Source organism: uncultured Pseudomonas sp., from assembly GCF_943846705.1.
In the GTDB taxonomy this organism is placed as follows: domain Bacteria; phylum Pseudomonadota; class Gammaproteobacteria; order Pseudomonadales; family Pseudomonadaceae; genus Aquipseudomonas.
Window position 1 is genome coordinate 765260 of record NZ_OX044366.1, and the last position, 20677, is coordinate 785936.

The 20677-nt window shown below is 59.5% G+C and carries 14 protein-coding genes and 2 pseudogenes; 6 read left to right on the top strand and 10 right to left on the bottom strand.

Translation table 11 applies throughout. The features are described from left to right. Nucleotides 1-313: 313 nt before the first annotated feature. A complete protein-coding gene (locus Q0V31_RS03770) occupies nt 314-1489 on the top strand; it encodes a CaiB/BaiF CoA-transferase family protein (RefSeq protein ID WP_298184631.1) in 1176 nt (391 codons plus the stop codon). A gap of 23 nt (nt 1490-1512) precedes the next feature. Here the strand turns inward: Q0V31_RS03770 and Q0V31_RS03775 are convergent, their stop codons facing one another. The 6 genes from Q0V31_RS03775 to Q0V31_RS03800 form a co-directional block, all read right to left on the bottom strand. Then, the gene (locus Q0V31_RS03775; RefSeq protein WP_298184633.1) at nt 1513-4305 is read right to left on the bottom strand and encodes a LuxR C-terminal-related transcriptional regulator; all 2793 of its coding nucleotides are present in this window, start codon (nt 4303-4305) and stop codon (nt 1513-1515) included. Between the two features lie 17 nt (nt 4306-4322). Then, the gene (locus Q0V31_RS03780) at nt 4323-5372 is read right to left on the bottom strand and encodes an MBL fold metallo-hydrolase (protein WP_298184636.1); all 1050 of its coding nucleotides are present in this window, start codon (nt 5370-5372) and stop codon (nt 4323-4325) included. Between the two features lie 78 nt (nt 5373-5450). After that, nucleotides 5451-7814 carry an efflux RND transporter permease subunit gene (locus Q0V31_RS03785; RefSeq protein WP_298184638.1) on the bottom strand — a complete coding sequence of 788 codons (2364 nt, stop codon included), beginning with the start codon at nt 7812-7814 and terminating at the stop codon, nt 5451-5453. Further along, nucleotides 7811-9028, bottom strand: coding sequence for a YCF48-related protein (locus Q0V31_RS03790; RefSeq protein WP_298184640.1), 1218 nt, complete (start codon nt 9026-9028; stop codon nt 7811-7813). The genes Q0V31_RS03785 and Q0V31_RS03790 overlap by 4 nt, the downstream gene beginning before the upstream one ends. 145 nt (nt 9029-9173) lie before the next feature. Next, entirely contained in the window at nt 9174-10544 is a 1371-nt protein-coding gene (locus tag Q0V31_RS03795; RefSeq protein ID WP_298184642.1) for a DUF1329 domain-containing protein, read from the bottom strand. A 16-nt stretch (nt 10545-10560) separates the two neighbouring features. Further along, nucleotides 10561-12234 (bottom strand): DUF1302 domain-containing protein, encoded by a 1674-nt coding sequence (locus Q0V31_RS03800; RefSeq protein WP_298184644.1) that lies wholly within the window; start codon nt 12232-12234, stop codon nt 10561-10563. Nucleotides 12235-12381: 147 nt separating this feature from the next. Here Q0V31_RS03800 and Q0V31_RS03805 point away from each other — a divergent pair. Continuing rightward, nucleotides 12382-12966, top strand: a pseudogene (locus Q0V31_RS03805) (IS66 family transposase); the annotation flags it as partial. Nucleotides 12967-13412: 446 nt separating this feature from the next. On the opposite strand, the gene Q0V31_RS03810 reads toward Q0V31_RS03805, so the two are convergent. From Q0V31_RS03810 to Q0V31_RS03825, 4 genes are read right to left on the bottom strand one after another with little or no spacing between them, the layout of a single operon-like run. Further along, a complete protein-coding gene (locus tag Q0V31_RS03810; protein WP_298184645.1) occupies nt 13413-15191 on the bottom strand; it encodes an acyl-CoA dehydrogenase C-terminal domain-containing protein in 1779 nt (592 codons plus the stop codon). A 55-nt stretch (nt 15192-15246) separates the two neighbouring features. Next, complete coding sequence (locus Q0V31_RS03815; RefSeq protein WP_298184647.1) at nt 15247-15930, bottom strand: TetR/AcrR family transcriptional regulator; 684 nt, start codon at nt 15928-15930, stop codon at nt 15247-15249. Between the two features lie 54 nt (nt 15931-15984). Further along, entirely contained in the window at nt 15985-16836 is an 852-nt protein-coding gene (locus tag Q0V31_RS03820; RefSeq protein ID WP_298184649.1) for a 3-hydroxybutyryl-CoA dehydrogenase, read from the bottom strand. A 17-nt stretch (nt 16837-16853) separates the two neighbouring features. Next, complete coding sequence (locus Q0V31_RS03825; RefSeq protein ID WP_298184651.1) at nt 16854-18038, bottom strand: acetyl-CoA C-acyltransferase family protein; 1185 nt, start codon at nt 18036-18038, stop codon at nt 16854-16856. A 179-nt stretch (nt 18039-18217) separates the two neighbouring features. Between Q0V31_RS03825 and Q0V31_RS03830 the strand changes: the two genes are divergently transcribed. The 4 genes and pseudogenes from Q0V31_RS03830 to Q0V31_RS03845 all read left to right on the top strand — a co-directional run bounded on the left by Q0V31_RS03830 (nt 18218) and on the right by Q0V31_RS03845 (nt 20625). After that, nucleotides 18218-19237, top strand: coding sequence for an AraC family transcriptional regulator (locus tag Q0V31_RS03830; RefSeq protein ID WP_298184652.1), 1020 nt, complete (start codon nt 18218-18220; stop codon nt 19235-19237). 341 nt (nt 19238-19578) lie between these two features. Next, nucleotides 19579-19764 (top strand): annotated as a pseudogene (locus Q0V31_RS03835) (integrase core domain-containing protein); the annotation flags it as partial. A 172-nt stretch (nt 19765-19936) separates the two neighbouring features. After that, nucleotides 19937-20155, top strand: a complete 219-nt coding sequence (locus Q0V31_RS03840; protein WP_298184653.1) for an SOS response-associated peptidase family protein — start codon at nt 19937-19939, stop codon at nt 20153-20155. A gap of 140 nt (nt 20156-20295) precedes the next feature. After that, nucleotides 20296-20625, top strand: coding sequence for a hypothetical protein (locus tag Q0V31_RS03845; protein ID WP_298184655.1), 330 nt, complete (start codon nt 20296-20298; stop codon nt 20623-20625). The last annotated feature ends 52 nt before the right edge of the window (nt 20626-20677 follow it).

Sequence of the window (20677 nt, forward strand, 5' to 3'; positions counted from 1 at the left end):
GGATGAGGATGCCAATGGCCAGGAGCCTAATGCCTAACTGCGCGACATCCTCGAACGCCTACCTCAGGTCAACAACGTCGAAGGCTACGAGGCGCTACTACCTTAGAGCTGTACACCTGCAATCGCATCCTGACAGCCAAGCCCATCATAAAAAGAGGGGGTTATAGCGCGCGTACGATGCACTCGTCGGCCCTCTCCTTACACATGGAAAACCCGCAAGCACTCCCTTTGAGAGGTTATACCGCCACCTGCCCAGAATAAGCTACCTGCAGCAACGCGCGAATTGCAGCTCACTGAAAAGGACAACAAAGCAATGCCTTTACGCAATCTGAAGGTACTGGATTTCTCGACATTACTTCCCGGCCCCTACGCTACCATGATGATGGCGGATCTGGGCACGGATGTGCTGCGGGTAGAAGCGACGGAGCGAGCCGATCTGCTCCGGCAGCTACCACCCTTCAACGCAGACGGTGCCTCCTATAACCACACTTACCTCAATCGCTCCAAGCGCTCCATAGGACTGAACCTGAAAGAACCGGAAGCGGTCGCCATCGTTGAGGCCCTGGTCAAAGAGTACGATATCGTGCTCGAGCAGTTCCGTCCCGGTGTGATGGAGCGCTTCGGGCTCGGTTACGAAGCGCTACGAGCAATCAATCCTCGCCTGATCTATTGCTCGATCACTGGTTTCGGCCAGACCGGCCCCTATGCCGGCCGGCCTGGGCACGACCTCAACTACCTCGCTATCTCGGGCGTCGCCAGCCATACCGGCCGGGCCGGCCAGGGCCCCCTGCCGCTGGGCGTGGCTGTCGCAGACATCGCCGGCGGCTCGCTGCTGGCGATGACTGGCATTCTCAGCGCGGTCATTGAGCGCCAGAACAGCGGCCTGGGACAACACATAGATATCAGCATGACCGATGCTGCCTTCGCGCTGAATACCTTCGCCGGCGTAAGCGCATTGAACACCAGGGTCGAGCCTGGCCCGGGCATGATGCTCAACGGCGGATCGTTCTATGACTACTACGAAACAGCCGACGGCCGCTACTTCTCCGTGGCCGGACTGGAGCCCAAGTTCCTGCGGCTACTGTGCGGGGTGCTTGGACGGCCGGACCTGGTCAGTAAGGGCCTGAGCCAGAATCCCACCGATCACCAGGAACTGCGCGAAGTGTTGGCCACTACTTTCAAGAGCCAAAGCTTCTCCGACTGGCAACGGGTCTTTGCCGACATCGAAGCCTGCGTGGAACCCGTTCTTAGCGTTTCGGAAGCGGCCGCACACCCACAGCTGCGCGCTCGGGGAATGGTGATCGAGCTGAGGGAGCCTGGTGGCAAAGTGCAACGGCAGGTTGCGAATCCTATACGCTTCTCCCGCAACGCCCATGAGTACAAATTCACCGGAGTCGAGCTCGGCGCCCACACGGAACAGGTGCTTGGGCAGCTCGGCTTCGACAGGGACGCCATCGACGCCCTCAGAAAAAAAGGCGTGGTTGGTTGACCTGGGCGGAGCCCCAACGGGGCTCAGTCGATCAGCCCCAGCAGCTTGGCTTTTTTCAAGGCCTGAGTTCTGCTGGAGACAGACAACTTGCTATACAAGTTCTTCAGGTGCCACTTCACCGTGCCTTCAGATATGCCCAGCACTCGTGCAATTTCCTTGTTGTAGAGCCCGTTGGCGACCTGAGTGAGAATCTCCTTCTCTCGCTCGGTAATCTCGGAACTGCTCAGCAGGTCCAGATCGGAGAGCCCGCAAACGCCCTCCTCTGTCGTCCGGCCGCCTCCAGCAGTCCCTTCCTGGCCCTCTGGCGGAAGCCCGGCGGCCCCGGCCTCCGCGAGCAAACTGTCAAGGTAAGACCTGAGGCTGGCATCGACGCGGGACAACTCGTTGCAGATGCCAACCAGTGCCTCGGGCATGTGGCGCACCTCATCGATGAAGATACGACATAGCCCCTGCGCCTTGGCCAGTGCCAAGACTGGAAGAAGAGCCCGGGTTGCCGCCACCCGCTCTCCTGCGTGCCAGTGCAGCAATGCGAGCAGCATTCGCATGCGGGCACCGAGATAATGCACGCCCACCGCCTCCAGATCAGCGACTCTCCGTCCCAGGTTCTCGATCAGCTCGGCGTTCAGGCCCGTGACACAGCAGATCCTGGCCCTAGAGATCAGCGTTTCATCCTCGATCAACCTAAGCGCAACAGGATCCAGCTGCTTATGGTCCGACAGGCAAGACAGCCGGGCGAATTCGCTCCTGGCTGCGCTCAGGTCTCCGCTCCAGATTTCCGACTGTATGCGCTGTGCTCGGCAGTTCGCCTCCAGACGAGGCCAGCGCCGCTTGAAAGCCACGGCCTCCATCTCATCCAGCAGCACCCAGGCCTCAGTCTTTGCACCATTAATCTGGTTGATGCGCGACATGGTCCTGTAGCCACTCTGGATAATTCCCAATATGCCCAGGTCCAGTGGGACGGTGTGCACCGAAGTCAGCAGTTCCTCGGCCTCTTCAAGCTGGTTGCGTTCGTAGTAGAGGTCCGCCAGACAGATAATACAGGCAATCGTAACCATAGAGCGGCGCCCGGCATACTGCTCAGAATACTGCCGCGCCTTGTTGAAAATGTATTCCGCCTTGTCCAGCCGTCCCCGCCACATCCAGCCGAGCCCCTCCAGCAGATGGCGGTAGGCCACGCCGAAATGCATGCCCGGGTCCGGCATTTGCCATGACTGCACGGCGTCGATCTGATCGAACCTGCCCTGATAGAGGTAGACCAGGGTCAACGTGTTGAGCAGCATCTCCCGATCGGTAATATTGAGATCCCGCAGCCTCTCGAAAACGGGCAGCACCTGCGCCAGTGCGGCGTCAAAGTGATCGTCAAGAGCAAATATCAGCCCACGGATGATCTGCTGTTGGACAGCGAATCCTTCGTCACCGGCGCCCAGGTCGGCCTGGCTCTCCGCCAACCCCTCGAGCAGCGTAGAGGCGCCACGCAGGTCCATCATTAGTACCTGTGCGCGTGCGATGGCCAGCCGCAGCTCCGGTTTTTTGCGCAGCATGTCCTCCGGCAAGCGCCGTCCCCAGCTCAGCAGCTTCCCGGTACGGCTGCGCCCTAGCATGTCCAGGGCGCAGCGCTCGATGAAGTCCCGAGCCTTTTCGTTCTCACCGCAGGCCAGGGCATGCTGTACCGCCTCGGCCCACAGGCTCCGGGCCGCGAACCAGTCGCAGGCGACCCGGTGCAGCGACATGACGTCCTCGGTCGGAGCGAGCTCCAGACGCTCGCGCAGAAACTCAAGAAACAGGCGATGGAAGCGATACCATTCGCCCTGCTCATCCAGTGCCGAAATGAACGGATTGACCTTTATCAGTTCGACCAGCAGTGCCTTGCCATCCGGCACGCCGGCGACCACTTCGCACAGTTCGGCGCTGAAACGATCAAGGATGGCGCAGCGCAGCAGTACCGTCTCGAGCTCCCCCGGCAACAGGTCCAGCACCATCTCCGCCAGGTAGGCATGAAGGTCCTTCGACTTTGACGAAAACTCTTTCAGGTAGAGTTGAGGCTCGCTCTTGAAACGGGGTGACAATGTGGCGAGCTGAACACCGGCAATCCAGCCCTCGCTGACATCATGGAGGTCTCTCAGCAGCGTGGAGCTGGGTTCAAGGCTCAGCGAGTTCCGCACAAAGAGACCGAGGTCCCCAAGGTCGAACTTAATATCCTCAACCCCGATCCGCAGCAACTGCCGGTTGACCTTCAGGCGGGTCAGATTCAGGGCCGGCTCGGTGCGGGAGGAAAGCACTAGGTGCACGTTGGCCGGCAGGTTGTGGAGGAAATGCCCCATCAGGAGCTGGACGCCCGAACCACCCAGGCAATGGTAATCATCCAGAACCAGTACCAGTTCCCTTTCACTGACCTGCAATTCGGTAAGCAGAACAGCCTCCGCCGCCTGCACCGGAACCATGGGGCCGGCGCACAGCATCTCGCTGGTGCCATCGCAGAGATGCGGGCACTCCGCAGAGAATGCGGCGGCTATATAGGAGAGCAAGCGGTGCGGGCTGTTATCCTCCTCTGCAAGGCTGACCCAAGCGACCGCGGTTCCGGCTGCTTGCAGGCCCGCTCGCCATTGCGCCAGCAGAGTGGTCTTGCCATAGCCCGCCGGCGCAATGACCAGAGTTAGCGAGGTATCGAGGATTTCGCTCCTGCGAGCGTCGAGGCGAGCCCTCTCGACAGGCTGCGCGGCACCACGGGGAGGTGAAAGCTTGGTCGGGATCAGTGGCAGCTTCCAGCCTCTAACACCTCCCATGGCCATAGGATCGTCTATGTCAGATTGCTTCACGAAAGCTCACCTTCGATTCAGGATGGCGCGGAAGGTGGCAGATCAAGGCGGTAGCGATACACGCCACCAATCGTAGAGGGTGACTCGACGACTTCTCCTCTGCGGACAAGATAGGTGATGTGGGCCAGGGTTTCATCCAGCGCCATATAGCGCGCCATCCCTTTCAGCCCCCCCCAGCCGAGCACGTGGCTGAGCTCATGGACTGTGCACCAGTCTACCAGGTTGCTGCGTAACGTCGCCAAGGAACTTTCGTGATGCTCGAGCACCGCTCCGATACGCCGGGCGCCGCCGTAGAAGGGCTGACCGTGCGCCGGCAACACCAAGGCATCGTTAGGTAACCAGCACTGCATATCCGTCAGGGAGGCGAACCATTCCGCCAACGGATTGCCCTCCGGGCTCATATAGCTCACGCCTACCAGAGGCGTGATCTTCGCCAGTACCTGGTCGCCGGCAATCAGCAGCCGCGACGCCCTCTGATACAGGCAGACATGCTCTATCGAATGCCCGGAGCCCACCCACAGCTCCCAGTCCCGGCCGCCGATCCGCATCACCCCACCGGCCTGTACCAGGCTGACCTCGCTAGCTACTGGCCCGAACAGCGGGTCCATCTGGCCCAACGCCGCGTGCAGGTGAACAACCTCCTCGGGATGCACGCCCATTCGGCCATAGAAGGCTGCTACCGCCTGGGCGCTCCTGCCCTTCCTCTCTTCCGCCTCACGAAGTGCCCAGTGCTGCGCCCCCGATGAGATGTAGATCGGCACGCCGAGTTCGGCCTGCAGCCAGCCCGCCAGGCCAATATGGTCGGGGTGAGAGTGGGTAACCAGGACCCGACTCAGCTTTGCCCGACGCGGCAGCCCGGTAACCAGTTCCCGCCACAGGTCACGATTGACTAAGGTATCCGGCCCGGTATCAACCAGAAACCAACCATCATCATCCTCGACCAGGTAAATATTGATATGGTCCAGCTTCGCCGGTATCCGCATACGAGCCCAGAGTAGCCCCTCACTGACCTGAACCCAGTGGCCCGGACTGGGTGGATCGATCTGCAGAAATGTAGAACCGGTCATTCGCAACGTCCTCGATTCGATCAATATCGCCTGAAATGATGGAAGTCAGGCTCAGTGAGTAGTAGAAAAAGGCGGAATTCACGCCTGGACGCTCAACCATCTGCCCGCTGCCTTGCGCCTGCCGCCGGTGAGCCAGGCCAGTGCCGGTAGCAGCAACAGGGCGCCAAGCATGTTCCAGAGGAACATGAAGGCCAACAGTATCCCCATGTCGGCCTGGAACTTGATCGGTGAGAACGCCCATGACCCCACGCAGATTGCTAACGTGATGGCTGTGAAAGCAACTGCCCGGCCGGATGCCTTGAGGGCTGCATAGTATGCATCCTCCAGACTTTCGCCGGCATCGAGCCGCTCCTTGAGGCGGGCGTAGATATAGATTCCATAATCCACGCCTATACCGACACCGAGCGAGATGACTGGCAACGTGGCGACCTTCACGCCGAACCCCAGCAGAGCCATGAGCGCCTGAGCCAGCAGCGAGGTCATCATCAGCGGCAGCATGATGCAGATGACCGCTTTCAATGAACGGAAAGTCAGCAGGCACACCAGCACCACTGCATAGACAAGAACCAGCATGACGATCTGCGCATGCTTGATCACGTCATTGGTCGCAGCTTCGATGCCCGCATTTCCCGCAGCCATCAGAAACTCCACCCCCTCACTGTTATGACGATCCGAAAAGTCCTGCACCGCTGCCACGACCGAGTTCAAGGTTTCGGCCTTGTGGTCATTTAGGTAAATCAGTACGGGGGAAAGGCTGCAGTCCCGGTTGAACAACCCTTCGGGCGCCCGTGAGATGGAGGCATTGAGCACCGCCGGGTCCCGGCTGAGCCCCAGCCAGCGCAGATTACCCTCGTTCATGCCGACTATGACCCGCTGGGCCTCGCCGGAAAGCGAACTGACCGCCTGCACGCCCGGCAGGTTGCTCATCTCCCAGTGCAAGCGGTCGAGCTTCGTTAGGGCTTCGAAGGAAGCACAACCATCAGCCGGTGTCTTGGCCATTACCACAAACACGTCGGTGGAGGTGGAGTAGTTCTCGGTAAGGAACTTCTGGTCCAGGTTGTAGCGGGAGTCGGGGCGCAGTTCGGGAGCCCCCTCATCCAGATCGCCGACCTGCAGGGACTGGGCCTGGTATACCGCCCACCCCACTAGCAGCAGAGAAGCCCCGATGGCCAGCAGTGCATAACGAGCCTGCGTGAAGTGAGCCAGGTAATGGGCGAACGGGTGGCGCCCCACTTCCATGCGCTTGTGGTAGTCGATACCTCGCTTACTGACACCGAGGAAAGACGACAGCACGGGCAGCAATGCCAAGTTAGTCAGGGCGATGGTGGCCACACCGATACTGGCGGCATAGGCCACCCCCTTGATCACCTCGATATCGATGGCCACCAGGGTGACGAAGCCGATACCGTCACTCATCAGGGCCGTCAGGGCGGGATAGAAAAGGGTACGAAAGCTGTTGCGCGACGCGGTCATCCTGTCCACGCCGTGACTGGCGTCGGCGATAATACTGCCGACCAGTTGGACGCCATGGCTGACCGCAATGGCAAACACCAGGAATGGCACCAGCATGGAATAAGGATCGAGGTCTATGCCGAACAGGCTGAGCAAGCCAAGCTGCCAGACCACCGCGACGAGCGCGCAAAGAAGCACCAAGGCGCTATTCCTCAAGCAGCGACTGTAAAGCAGCAGCAAGGTAAACACGACCACGCAGGCGCCCATGAAGAACAGCATCACGATGGAGGCGCCCTCGATTAGATCCCCCGTCAGCTTGGCAAAGCCGGTGATCCGGATGTCTATTCCATCATCCTGGTATTTATCGCGGATTCTTTCTTCGAGCAATTTCGAAAGATGCCGGTAGTTCAGCGGCTCTCCGGATTCAGGGGCAGTATTCTGCAGCGGAACGAAAATTAGGGCGGAACGAAAGTCGTTGGCGACCAGAGAACCAATCTGCCCGGACTTTCCGAGATTGTCCCTTACGGTATCGAGGCTTGCCGCACTGCCATCGTAGTCATCCGGCATGACCTGACCACCGATGAAACCATCCTCGGTAACCTCGGTCCAGCGGACGGTAGGCGACCAGATGGACTGGACCCACGCCCGTTCGACGCCGGGGATATAGAACAATTCATCGTGAATCTCACGGAGACGCTCGAGAAAGTGGGCATTGAATATGTCCCCCTCCCTGGCAGACACAGTGATCCTTAGAGCGTTACCCAAACCGGCAAGGTCATCCTGGTGCTGCAAGTAGTTCACGATGTAGGGGTGGTTCGTTGGAATCATCTTGGTGTAGCTGGCATCGAGACGCAGATCCATTGCACGCAGCCCGAGGAACAAGGTCGCCAGCACGAAGCCCGCCAGAATCCAGAACCGGTAGACGAAGATGCAGTTCTCCAAGACCGGTTCAATTCTTGCTGTATAGCCAGCCGCTTTGGACAAACTCACTTTCCAGCCTCCATATCGAACGAGTCAGAGCCGACCTCGACTATCTGGATGCCTCTGGCGCCTGCGACTGCAAAGCGAAGGACATCGTCATCAGAACGCGGGAGATGCTCTAGGGCAAGGAGCGGGTAGCCCTGATCGGGAGATTTCCTACCGATGCGTTTCCTCTCATTGTCAAAGATGAGCAGTTCTCCATCCTCGGTTGTTAATGCGGCTCCAGCGCCGGAAGCGAACAGGCTTCCGCCAAAGATGGAAGCACTCGTATGAGTGTCGATCCTTTCCCAGGAATCGCCATTGTCCCCAGAAAGAAACAGATTCCCCCTCAGACCAAATGCGACTATCCAGCCCTCACGGCTAGCCAGCACGCCGAACAACGAACCCCGATAGGGAAAGTCCAGTCGCTCCCATGCTTCCCCCTGGTAACTGGAGCGCAACACCAGACCGGACTCGCCAACGATGAACAAGTCCCCGTTGGCGCTCGCGGTAATTGCGTTCAGGTGGAAATTCTGGGGATTGTCCAGTTTGGCGCCATAGGACTGCCAGGTCTCGCCACCGTCGGCAGTCTTCAACAAGGTGTTGTACGCGCCCAGCGCAAAACCGCTCCTGGCATTGGCGAACCAGATTTTCATCAGCGGCCGGGTGGCGCCAATGTCGGTCATATGCTGCAGGTCTTCCAGGGCGAAGCTCAGATCCTCGAAGGTACGCTCATCCAGTTCGCCCAACTCAAAGGCCTGCTCGGCCTCGAGAAAAGCCCTCTCGGTACTCTCAAGAAGCAACTTATTGAGGGAGAAACCGTCGAAGCGAAGCCGCCAGGAGGCTCCACCGTCCATGGAGTTGAGAATCGCACCATCGTGTCCCACCGCCCAGCCTTGTAGAGGTGAGACGAAATGTAGCGATGTGAGCGAAACGCTGACAGGGACTTCCGATTGCCGCCAATGCGAGCCAGCGTCATCGCTGTAAAGGATATGCCCGCGTTCGCCAACCGCCACAAGCCGATTACCGGCAAGAGCGATATCCATGAAAATGGACTTCTCTACATTCGACCTCTCCAGCGATGAGCTTTCCAGAGGGTCGAGAGCGCTAGCATGCAGGGCATTCGCCCCCGACAGTAACAGCGCAAGCAATCCGGATATTAGCCGCCGAGCCAGCCGGAGTGGAGCGGCCCGCAGCCTTGAAAGAAGCGTGTGAAACTCGACCGATAGCTTTTTCTGCGACATAGATGGCTCTTCATTGTTATAACTTGCCTTGACGCTTGCAGTGCGCCCCAGAATCTTGACCGCAGATCCTGATATAGCGCCCAAGAGAAATGGCTGCCCCCCATCCGGGACGGGCAGCCAGATCCTCTCTGGAGAACTCGAGAAATCAACGAAGGCTTTGTCTGCGCAACGATGCCGGAGTAAAGAACTCCGCCTCACGCGCCTCGGTAAACACCGCTGCTCTAGCCTGCTCATTGACCGCAACGTTAACACCGTAGACGCCGCTCTCCAGATCGTGATGCACGAAGGATCCACGCATCACCCCGGGCACAGTCCAATAGGCCAGGTTATGCATGGTATTTGTGCGCCAGAGGTTGCCGCGCGTATCGGAGCTATCGGTCAGAACGATTAACCAACTGTCCTCGTCAATGTAGAAGGTTCGCTTGCCATATATATGCCGCTCACCATCTTTCAAGGTAGCCTCGACTTCCCAGACCCGGTGCAGTTCCCAGCGGTCATAGTCGGGGTTGGTATGACCACCTTTCATCACCTCGGTATAACGGGCGGGAGAATCCTGCTTGTAGTTGTTGTAGGGTACATAGAGTTCACGCTTGCCTACGAGCTTCCAGTCATAACGTTCGAGCGACCCGTAGAACATGTAGGTGTCATCGTATGTCGCCACACCGTTGAAATTGGGATTCGGAGTATCGTGGGCGACCGTCGGGGCCCGACGGACACGACGCTGCCCCGGCAGGTACTGCCAGGCCTTCCGCGGGCTCTTCACCTGATTGATCGGATCAACGATTAACAGCACCTCGCCCTTGCGCCGCGCAGGGGCCTGATAGTTGACCAGCAATGAGAAGTAGTCGCCACCAAAGGTCTCGACCGAGCCGCTGGGCAGATAAAAGGCAGACTGCTCGGTTGCGATACTTTCACCAGTGGTTATGGTGCCATTGGGCTGTACCACCAATGCGTGATAGCGATACTCGGAAGACTCCCCTTGCCAGCGTAGCAAGTGGTTCCACATCACCTCCTCGCCACTGGAAGGTATCGGGAAAGGCGCACCACCATAGGCGCCCTCAATGCCGTTGCCACCGTCCACCAGTTTCGCGTTCACGGCATTCTGTCGGATGTTCCTTGCCACCCAGTCAGGAACGGCGTGGGTACGGTGAGTCGGATAGACGTCCAGACGGTAGCTATCGGGGTACTTCTCCAGCAAGGCCCGCTGGCCGGCTGATAGCTTGTCCGCATACTGAGTCATATTCTGTGCGGTGATAGCAAAAAGCGGCTTCTCATCCGCAAAAGGGTTTGGCAGGAAATCGCCCGGCTTGTAGGTGTACCCCTGCGGGCCGTTCGTCAAACCGCCGGTCCATGCGGGAATGGTGCCCTCTTCGTTGCCTGCTTTGATACCGCCGAATGGTGTCAGGTCATTGCCCAGCCGCGCAGCCTCCTCTTGAGAAACCGCTCCGTTCGCGGAGGAACAGCCTATTATCGCGCTCACAAGGAAAGCTATTTTCCATTGTTTGAAGTTTTTCATAACTTACCCCGCTGAATTAGAAACTGTAGGAGGCGCTGACAGCGATAAAGTCGCGGTCGGTGAGAGCGCTATCCGCCGGGTCCCCCATGAACCTCGAGTAGCCGACGTCGAAAGCCATACGGTCGCCATAGTTCAATACCGCCTTGACGCCCAAACGGTTGTCACCTTCGTTGAACTGGCCGGCCGCAGACCGGCCTTTGACGTTTTGGCTCCACGTGACGGGGATGGAAAGGTTGCCTCCCGGAATAACGTTGTAGTAGTCGAGCGACACACGAGCGGTATACCCCCAACCCCACTTGTCTTTTTCCAATTCATTTCGCTCAAGGCCATTCACTTTGTTGATGCCCACCTCACCCAAGACGGTCACGTTATCGGCGAAGCTGGTCGGGCCGACAATATGCACAGCCGAAAGCTGCGCCTGAACGACAGGCGCCTCTGTATAGATTGTTACTGGCAACGCACCGAACACTAGCGCGGCATCCTGTTGCAGTACCGGTAGATTGCGGCGGTAAGACACTTCACCGGAAACATTAGTATTGCCGATGACAGTGCCGAAGCTGGCGCCGATTAAGTTGATATTTTCCTTATAACGCAGGTGGTAATTGGCAGGCTCCGGATAGCCTGGAACACCCAGCGCCAGAGGGTCGAGCACCAACTGCGGCAGCTTGTCGTGATAGTTGATGTAGTAGAGACCGAACTCAGTATGGTTAAGACTTTCCGCCATATAACGCAGCGCGACTCCGAACTGCCCGGAGTCACCGGCCTTCTCGTCCTTTCCACGCTGGATGGCAGAGCAGGGAAGGCGCCCAAGATATACGCACTCTGCTCCGTCCCCAAGGTAATCGAGGGTACTGAAGTAGGCTCCACTTTCATCCAGTCGATGGGCCTCCCACTCGAACTGCACATAACCTTCTAAACTGAGATTTTCAGTCAGGCCTATCTGGGCGAACGCCTGCTGTACCGGGAGGAAGATCTCCTTGATCTGGACGCCTGGCACATTGGCCTTGGTGATATCCAGAGGCCCTTGGGCCGAAGAAATACCGGTGAGAATGAAAAGACTCTCGCCCCAGCTCACAGTCTGCCGGCCCAACCGAACACTTACCGGCGTGTCGCCAAGCGTGAAATTGCCATAAGCGAACATATCGAGGAACTCAGCGTCCCGACCATGTACCTTTCGGGTATTCTTCGCGAAACTATTGCTGCGATCACCTACCGTATTGACCGTCGAGGGGAGGTTGTGATCATTGCTTTTGTTATAGACATAGTCATACCAACCACGGGCACGGACGAACAGACCCATATCGGAATACTTGATATCGGCCTCGGTGACGAAGGACATCCTGCTGGAGATCAGCCCTTTATTGAAGTTACGGTTACCATCGTCCTTGTTATTGCCACCAGTCGCGAAATTAGTGGCCCCATTGACCGGCAGAGGTCCGACCGCGGTATTGACCGTCGATGGAACGAACCCACTGTCCGCAGTAGTAAAGCCGTTCAGCAAACGGCTGTTTTGCCCTTGAACCCGCCAGGCAGCGCCGTAGGCCAGAGAAGTATCCCAATCGATGGTCACGCCGTTTTCCAGGTCGAAACTCTGTGCCTGCGCATGGCCCCAGGGGAAGGCAAGGAGAGTCGAGCAGCCGAGTAGCATCAGCCAGCCTGGAGCAATCGGACTCTTGTTCTTATTTTTCATATAAATCCCTTCAAACGCTCTCGTAAGTTCTTTTCGTAGCAGCATCCTCAATGCTATCGAAGGCTGGGTGACTCCCCCCCCCCCATAGGTAAGGGTATGGATGGAGACAGCCTACTGTTGTAGCTCAATGATTCTGGTCACCCCCGATACAAGGCCAGCTTCGCGCAGGGCATCACCGAAATCGGCTGCATGGCTCACGCGCGGCGCAAGTTCTTCGATCTTCACGCTGCGAACAAAAGCCAGTTGGCCGAACAAGCACTGCACGCGATTGGCGGCCTGTACGAAATCGAACGGCAAGCACGGGACATGAGCAATGAAGAACGCTGGCGAATACGGCAGGAAAAGGCCTCACCGATCCTCGACGCGCTGCATGACTGGATGCTGGCCCAGCGTGATCGGGTGCCCAACGGATCAGCAACGGCGAAAGCCTTGGATTACAGCCTAAAACGCTGGCTGGCACTGACTCGCTATGTCGAGGATGGTGCTGTGCCTATCGACAATAACCAGGTCGAGAACCAGATTCGGCCATGGGCCCTTGGACGCTCGAACTGGTTGTTTGCCGGATCGCTACGCAGCGGCAAACGGGCGGCGGCAATCATGAGCCTGATCCAGTCGGCCCGCATGAACGGACATGATCCGTATGCCTATCTCAAGGACGTATTGACACGACTGCCGACGCAGCGGGCGAGTGAGATCGGCCAACTGCTGCCGCATCAGTGGGTACCTGCCTGAGTCACGCAAGGTGAGTTCGGCGTACGCTTACGGTAGTACCCGCTCCAGCTATTATCGAGGTCGAACTCGACTTCGCTGCAGCCAGACTACATGTCCACCGAAAAAAATGGCGGCCCTAAGGCCGCCAAAACGCTCACAAACTAGTGGGTCTTGAGCCCCCCGCACATGCCGTTGAGCTGAGCCTGCGGGGGCGACAGCAGGCCAGGCGGCATAGACCAGTACAATCGCTGCCAGGGCGAGGAAGCGTAGCTCCGACAGCATCATGCATACTCTTTTGTCCCCGTTTCATGGCCGTTCACTGCGCCAAATAACCACCGTCAACCACCAGCTCGCTGCCGGTCATATAGTTCGAGTCTTCACTGGCGAGTACAAACCATGACGGATTACTTTCTGACCTCATGCGTCCTATCTGACTCACTCGTCACGGCCCCATCTATTAACGGTGCCTAGAACTGTGCGGCATCCAGCAGGTACAGGCTCTCGCTACCGGCCCTGACCGAGGCGCTGAGCGAGTGGATGCGCGGCAGGATGCGCGCAAAAAAGAAGCGAGCGGTGCCCAGCTTGGCGGCGTAGAAGTCGTCCTGAGCCTCCTTGCCCAGCGCGGCCTTGGCCATCAGGGCCCACATGTAGGCGTAAGCGGTGTAACCGAACACGTGCAGGTACTCGACCGAGGCCGCGCCGATTTCGTTGGGGTTGGACTTGGCCCGTTCCAGCAGGTCGGCGGTCATCTGCTCGAGGTTGGCGATAGCGGCCTTCAGCGGCTCGCTGAACTCGCTGAGGCTGCTGTCGGCCGAATCGGTGAAGGCCTTGATCTCTTCGGCGAAGTGCTTGTACAGCGCGCCGCCGCTGCCAACCACCTTGCGCCCGACCAGGTCGAGGGCCTGGATACCGTTGGTGCCTTCGTAGATCTGGGTGATGCGGCAATCACGCACCAGCTGCTCCTGGCCCCACTCGCGAATAAAGCCGTGGCCGCCGAACACCTGCTGACCGTGGATAGTGGTTTCCAGGCCCATGTCGGTGAGGAAGGCCTTGGCCACCGGGGTCAGCAGCGCCACCAGTTCCTCGGCGCGCTTGCGCGTGGGCGCATCTTCACTGAACTTGGCGGTGTCCAGCTGCAGGGCCACGTAGCTGGAGAAGGCACGGCCGCCTTCGTTCAGCGCCTTCATGGTCAGCAGCATACGGCGTACGTCGGGGTGCACGATGATCGGGTCGGCGGCCGTGTCCATGGCCTGGGGGCCAGTCGGCGCGCGGCTCTGGATGCGCTCGCGGGCGTACTCGATGGCGCTCTGGTAGGAGCGCTCGCCGGTCGCCAGGCCCTGGATGCCGACGCCCAGGCGCTCGTAGTTCATCATGGTGAACATCGCTGCCAGGCCCTTGTTCGGCGCATCGATGATCCAGCCGGTGGCGCCGTCGAAGTTCATCACGCAGGTGCTCGAGGCCTTGATGCCCATCTTGTGCTCGATCGAGCCGCAGGACAGGGCGTTGCGCTCGCCCAGCGAGCCGTCGGCGTTGACCAGGAACTTGGGCACCAGGAACAGCGAGATGCCCTTGGGCCCGGCCGGGGCGTCCGGCAGCTTGGCCAGCACCAGATGAATGATGTTCTCGGTCAGGTCGTGCTCGCCGCCGGTGATAAAGATCTTGGTGCCGCTGACCTTGTAGCTGCCGTCAGCCTGCGGCTCGGCCTTGGTGCGGATGAGGCCCAGGTCGGTGCCGGCGTGGGGCTCGGTCAGGCACATGGAGCCGGCCCAGGTGCCGGCGTACATATTGGGCAGGTACTTGTCCTTCAGCTCGGCGCTGGCGTGGGCGTTGAGCGACAGGCAGGCGCCGGCCGTGAGCATCGGGTACAGGCCGAAGGACAGGTTGGCCGAGTTGACCATTTCCTCGACCTGCGCGGAGATCACCTTGGGCATGCCCATGCCACCGAACAACGGGTCGCCACCGACGCCGACCCAGCCACCTTCGGCGTAGGTCCGATAGGCCGCCTGGAAGCCGGCGGGGGTCTTCACCGCGCCATTGTCCCAGCTGCAGCCCTCCTCGTCGCCGCTGCGGTTCAGCGGTGCGATCACGCCCGCAGTGACCTTGCCGGCCTCTTCGAGAATGGCGTTGGCGGTGTCTTCATCCACCACCTCGGCCAGAGCCGGCAGTTCGGCCCATAGCTTGGAGACTTGAAACACTTCATTGAGTACGAAGCGCATATCGCGCAGGGGAGCTTGGTAGTCAGCCATGATTGAATTACTCAGACAGTGTGCGGGCATTGGCATGCCCCGGTTAATAGAAAGGTCAGCCTCGTAGGCCAGTCCCAGGGACGCGCAAGGGAACTACGGTTGCGCTATCTTCAGCCGCTGTCGGCTGCTTGAGAGCGCCTGATAGAGAACCGAGGACAATCCCGCCGATCACCTCCCACCTCTGCGCCGGGAGTAAACCAGACTGATCCAGCCAGGCCGACAGGTTATTCAGCCAGGCGACGACACCTTGCACGGTCGCCTTGAGCACCGGCAGCGGGCCTGTAGCGCCGGCCTCCAGCAAGCGCGCCAGGAGCTTATCCTCATAGCGCCTGCGCATCTGCTGGATCTGTCCCTGGTGCTGCGGCGAGAGACAGCGATACTCCCGTTCGGCTATCAGGAAATGCAGGCCGCGGTGCTCGTGCAGGGCGATATGCGCCCGTAACAGCGCCTGAAGGCGGCCGTGGCCGTGGCCGTGGTCGGTGAGCAGGACCGCGTCAAGCAGGTCCTCATAGAGTTCCTCGATCAGCTCGAAAAGCAGTTGTTCCTTGTTCTCGAAATGGTGATAAAAGGACCCCGTGCCAATCCCCAGGTGCAGAGCCAGTTCACGCATGCCCACCTCAGCAAAACCGCGCTCGGCGAACAGCTCGAGCGCCTTGCCGCGGATCTGCTCGAGGCGCGAGAACGGTGCCTCGCCTGGCGAGTCAGGGCATGCCGAGACGAGTGATCGCTTGGTATTCATGGCCACATGTCTCTCGGAAAAAGCCAGCGGTAGCCCATCCCTGGCAACCGCTGATCAGCTATAGCGATAAAAACCATGACCGCTCTTGCGCCCGAGGCGACCGGCGGCCACCAGCTCCCTGAGCAAGGGGGCCGGGCGGTATTTGGAATCGCCGAACCCCTGTTGGAAAGACTCCAGAATCGCCAGCAGAGTATCCAGACCAATCAGGTCCGCCAGCGCCAACGGCCCCATGGGCTGGCCGCAACCGAGCTGCATGCCGGTATCGATATCCTCGGCAGTGGCCAGGCCTTCCTGCAGGGTGAAGATGGCTTCGTTGAGCATCGGCACCAGAATCCGGTTGACCACGAAGCCCGGGCGGTTACCGGCGCTGATCGCGGTCTTGCCAATGCGCTCGGCGAACGCCAGGGTGCGGGCATGGAAAACCTCGGCGGTTGCCAGCCCGCGAATCACTTCCACCAGGGTCATGAGCGCTACCGGGTTGAAGAAATGCAGGCCGATAAAGCGCTCGGGACGTTGCACCTGGGCGGCCAACTGACTGATCGACAACGACGAGGTATTGCTGGCGATGATGGCCTCGGCACCGACCTGCTCACTGATCTGCTTGAGAATGCACAGCTTCAGGTCCAGGTTCTCGGTGGCCGCCTCGATCACCAAGCCGGCGTCGCTCAGGCTGGCATAGTCGCTACTGGTGCTGATGCGTCCCAGCGCGGCAATGCGCTGCTGTCCCGTCAGCGTGCCCTTGTCCACTTGCCGTTCGAGGCTGCGATCAATGCTCGCCAGCGCCTTGGCCAAGGCGACTTCGGATATATCCACCAGCGCGACGGACAGACCTGCAAGGGCACACACCTGGGCAATACCGCTGCCCATGATGCCGCCGCCAATGACACCGATAGTCTCGTCGCTCATGGTCGTCTCCCGCCCGCTCAAACGCGCTCGAAGATTGCGGCAATACCCTGGCCGCCGCCGATGCACATGGTCACCAAGGCATAACGGCCCTGGGTGCGATGCAGTTCGTGGATGGCCTTGGTGACAATGATCGCTCCGGTGGCACCGACCGGGTGGCCGAGGGAAATGCCCGAGCCATTCGGGTTGACCTTGGCTGGGTCGAAGTCGAGCTCGCGGGCCACGGCGCAGGCCTGGGCGGCAAAGGCTTCGTTGGCCTCGATCACATCCAGGTCGGCGACCTTAAGGCCGGCGCGTTGCAGGGCCAGGCGGGTTGCCGGGATCGGCCCCAAGCCCATCAGCACGGGGTCGACACCGGCATGCGCGTAGCTGACCAGACGGGCCAGCGGGCGCAGGTTATCGGCCTGCACCGCTGCGCCGGTGGCCAAGACTACCGCCGCCCCGCCGTCGTTGAGTCCCGAGGCGTTGCCGGCGGTGACCGTGCCGCCCTGCTTAAATGCGGTCTTCATGTCCGCCAGTTGCTCGATCGAGATGTCGCCACGCACATGCTCATCGACCTCGAACAGCTGCGTGCCTTTGCGCGTCTTGATTTCCACCGGCACGATCTGGCCGGCGAAACGTCCTTCGGCAATCGCTTGCGCCGCACGCTGCTGGCTGACCAGCGCCAGGGCGTCCTGCTCTGCGCGGCTGATGCCATGCAGTTCGGCGATATTCTCGGCGGTAATGCCCATGTGAATCCGCTGGAACGGGTCGTGGAGGATGCCGAGCATGTAGTCCACTACCTGCATGTCACCCATGCGACCACCCCAGCGTGCGCCGGGCAGCAAATAGACACCGCGGCTCATGGATTCGGCACCACCGCCGATGGCGATGTCGCAGTCACCCAGCAGCAGGCTCTGCACCGCCGAGATGATCGCCTGCAGGCCGGAACCGCAGAGCCGATTGACGTTGAATGCGGGGGTTTCCTGGGGGATACCGGCATTCATCGCGGCCACCCGGGAAATGTAGGCATCTCGCGTCTCAGTAGGAATGACATTGCCCATTACCACATGTCCGATGCGCTCGGCAGCACAACCGCTGCGCTGCAGGGCGGCGCTGACCGCGGTCGTGGCCAGTTCGCATGGCGGGGTATCCTTGAGCGTACCGCCGAAGGAACCGATTGCAGTTCTGACAGCGCTGACGATATAGACTTCGGGGTTAGGCATAGGAGACTCCGGTGGCATTGAGATCCAACTGATGCGTAGACGGCGCGCAAGCTTTGGCGGCGCACTGCTCTGGCTTGGGTAGTCTAGGGAGCCGATGAACGCCGGCCTATGCCGAAAATCACCGATTTTACTGATACTTTTTGCAACCCCTGGCAACTGACACGCAGCGAGCGAACGTTATGCAAGAGAAGGACTCGGTGGCCGTGTATTTCGTCCGGGCCGCCCTCTACGGGCTGCGCGACAACCCGCAACGCAGTGCGCAGTTGCTGGCCCAGGCGGGCATTGCCGAGCCACTACTGGAAGGCCAGGCCCGGGTCGCAGCCACGCAGCTGGCTAAGTTGTGGCTGGCCGTCGCCGAGGAACTGGACGACGAGTTCCTCGGCCATGATTCACACGGTATGCCCCAAGGTAGCTTTGCCCTGATCTGCCGCAGCCTGATCCAATCAGACAACATCGGCCAGGCATTGCGTCAGTGTCTGAGCGGCCTCGGTCTGTTCTTGCGGGATATCCGCGGCAGCCTGTCGGTACGCGGCGACCGCGCAGTGATCAGCCTGCACAATTGCCAGCCAGACCCGCTGGCGCGCAGCGCGATCGAGGAAATCTACCTGACCGTGGTGCTTGGCCTGGTCTGCTGGCTGGCGGGCCGGCGCATTCCCATCGACCGTTCGCAATTTTCCCACCCGCGACCGGAGCATGGTGACGATCACCTGTTCTGGGGCCCCAACCTGACCTTCGAGGCCGCCCATAGCGAAATCGAGTTCGCCGTCAGCTATCTCGACCTGCCGGTGGTACAGAATCTGGCGACACTGAAAACCTTCCTGCGCACCTCACCGAAATGGCTGATAGTGCGCTTCAGCAACCGCCAGGGGCTAAGCTCCCAGGTATACAAAGAGTTGCGCAACTGCAGTTACGAGCACTGGCCTACCCTAGCCGATATGGCCGAGGAACGTGCACTGAGCATCGCCAGCTTCCGCCGCAAGCTGCAACGAGAGGGCTCCTCCTTCCAGGGGTTGAAAAACGAGGTTCGCCGCGCCATCGCCTTCGAATGCTTGCGCAACACCGATCTGAGTATCACCGCGATCGCCGAGAAGGCCGGCTTTCGTGAAGCAAGTGCGTTTCACCGGGCGTTCAAACAATGGACCGGAAAAAGCCCAGGGCACTTCAGAATAGATATACGCCTTAGAAATCAACCTGATTAGCAATGAACCTCTACCCGCGCCATCGCCAGCCGGCCGGAGATCACAGCACAGCTGTTTTCCAGCTCACTGCAGAAAAAACTGCGGGTAAAACAGTTATTTTCGCCTCCCGGTACGTTCGCGAAGGATCGCTGGAAGTAGTTGCTGAGCGTCATTGCTATTCAGGAAAAACCAGAGTTCGACATAACTTGACCCGATCAACCCCTCCAATAATCATTTCAGCTCATTCAACCATGGCAAGTAAAACCGCACTCGATAGGCGCCTGGTGTAAATCCGAACCGCTCGAGTGGCGCGGCAAGCCATACGCCATACGCCATACGCCATACGCCATACGCCATACGCCATACGCTACGATAACGGCCCGGAGTACATCAGCATCTAGCTACTGCTGTGGGCTGAAAAGCACGGTATTCATTTAGAGCATATCCAGCCTGGAAATCCACAGCAGAACGCCTATGTCGAGCGCTACAACCGCACGGTGCGTTACTACTGGCTGGGGCATTACTTGTCCAAGCGCATCGCCGAGGTGCACCCACTCGACGTAAAGGATGAAGCCGACCCGAAGAGGAACCAGCCTTACTTCATCAAACTCAAAAGCGGTGCGCCGCTGTTCTTTGCTGCGCTGGGGCAATACCCAATAGACGATGGCGAAGAGAGAAGGCGATGGTGTGGTCATCATCACCCAGGCCAGCAATGGCGACATGCAGGCCATTCATGACCGACAGCCCGTGGTGCTGGCACCAGATGCGGCCCGCCGCTGGATAGACTCAGAGTTAACCCCCGTTAAAGCGGAAGAGCTGGCGCAGAGCCAAGGGTTACCCGCAACTGCCTTCATCTGGTACCCGGTGACCAAGGCTGTTGGCAATGTGAAGCACGATTCGCCCGAGCTGATTCAGGCGGTCAGCCTGTCTAAACCGTGAATCAGCGAAATCTACGACTCCCATCAACACCTTGAGTAAAATCAGCCCCTCTCCGCCACTAGAGGAATAGCCGTTTTCGATTCCAAAAAATCTCAGCCCTACATAACTGCAATGACATCACCACCAAGGAAGTTCGCCCCATGTCATTGCAATGCCCTCGCTGTCACTCCCCAAAAGTTGCTTCCTTCCATCACGCCATGAAAGTCGGCGCGGCTATCGGCACCGTGGGTGGTGCTGCGCGCGGTGTAAGCGCTGCACTGGCAGGTAGTCAGGCTGGTGCGCTTATTGGTGCTTTCGCTGGCCCTGCCGGCATCGCGTTCGGCTCTGTGTCGGGCGCCATCCTCGGCGGTCTGGCCGGAGGTGTTGGCGGTTGTGCGCTCGGCGCGCAGCTGGGCGACACGCTCGACCGACACGTTCTGGCTCACAACCTCTGCTTGCTCTGCGGTCACCGCTTCAACCTAACGGCCTGATCTGGCCGTACCACTTCTATCTATTCATATCGCCCGGACGGTGCTGCGCAAT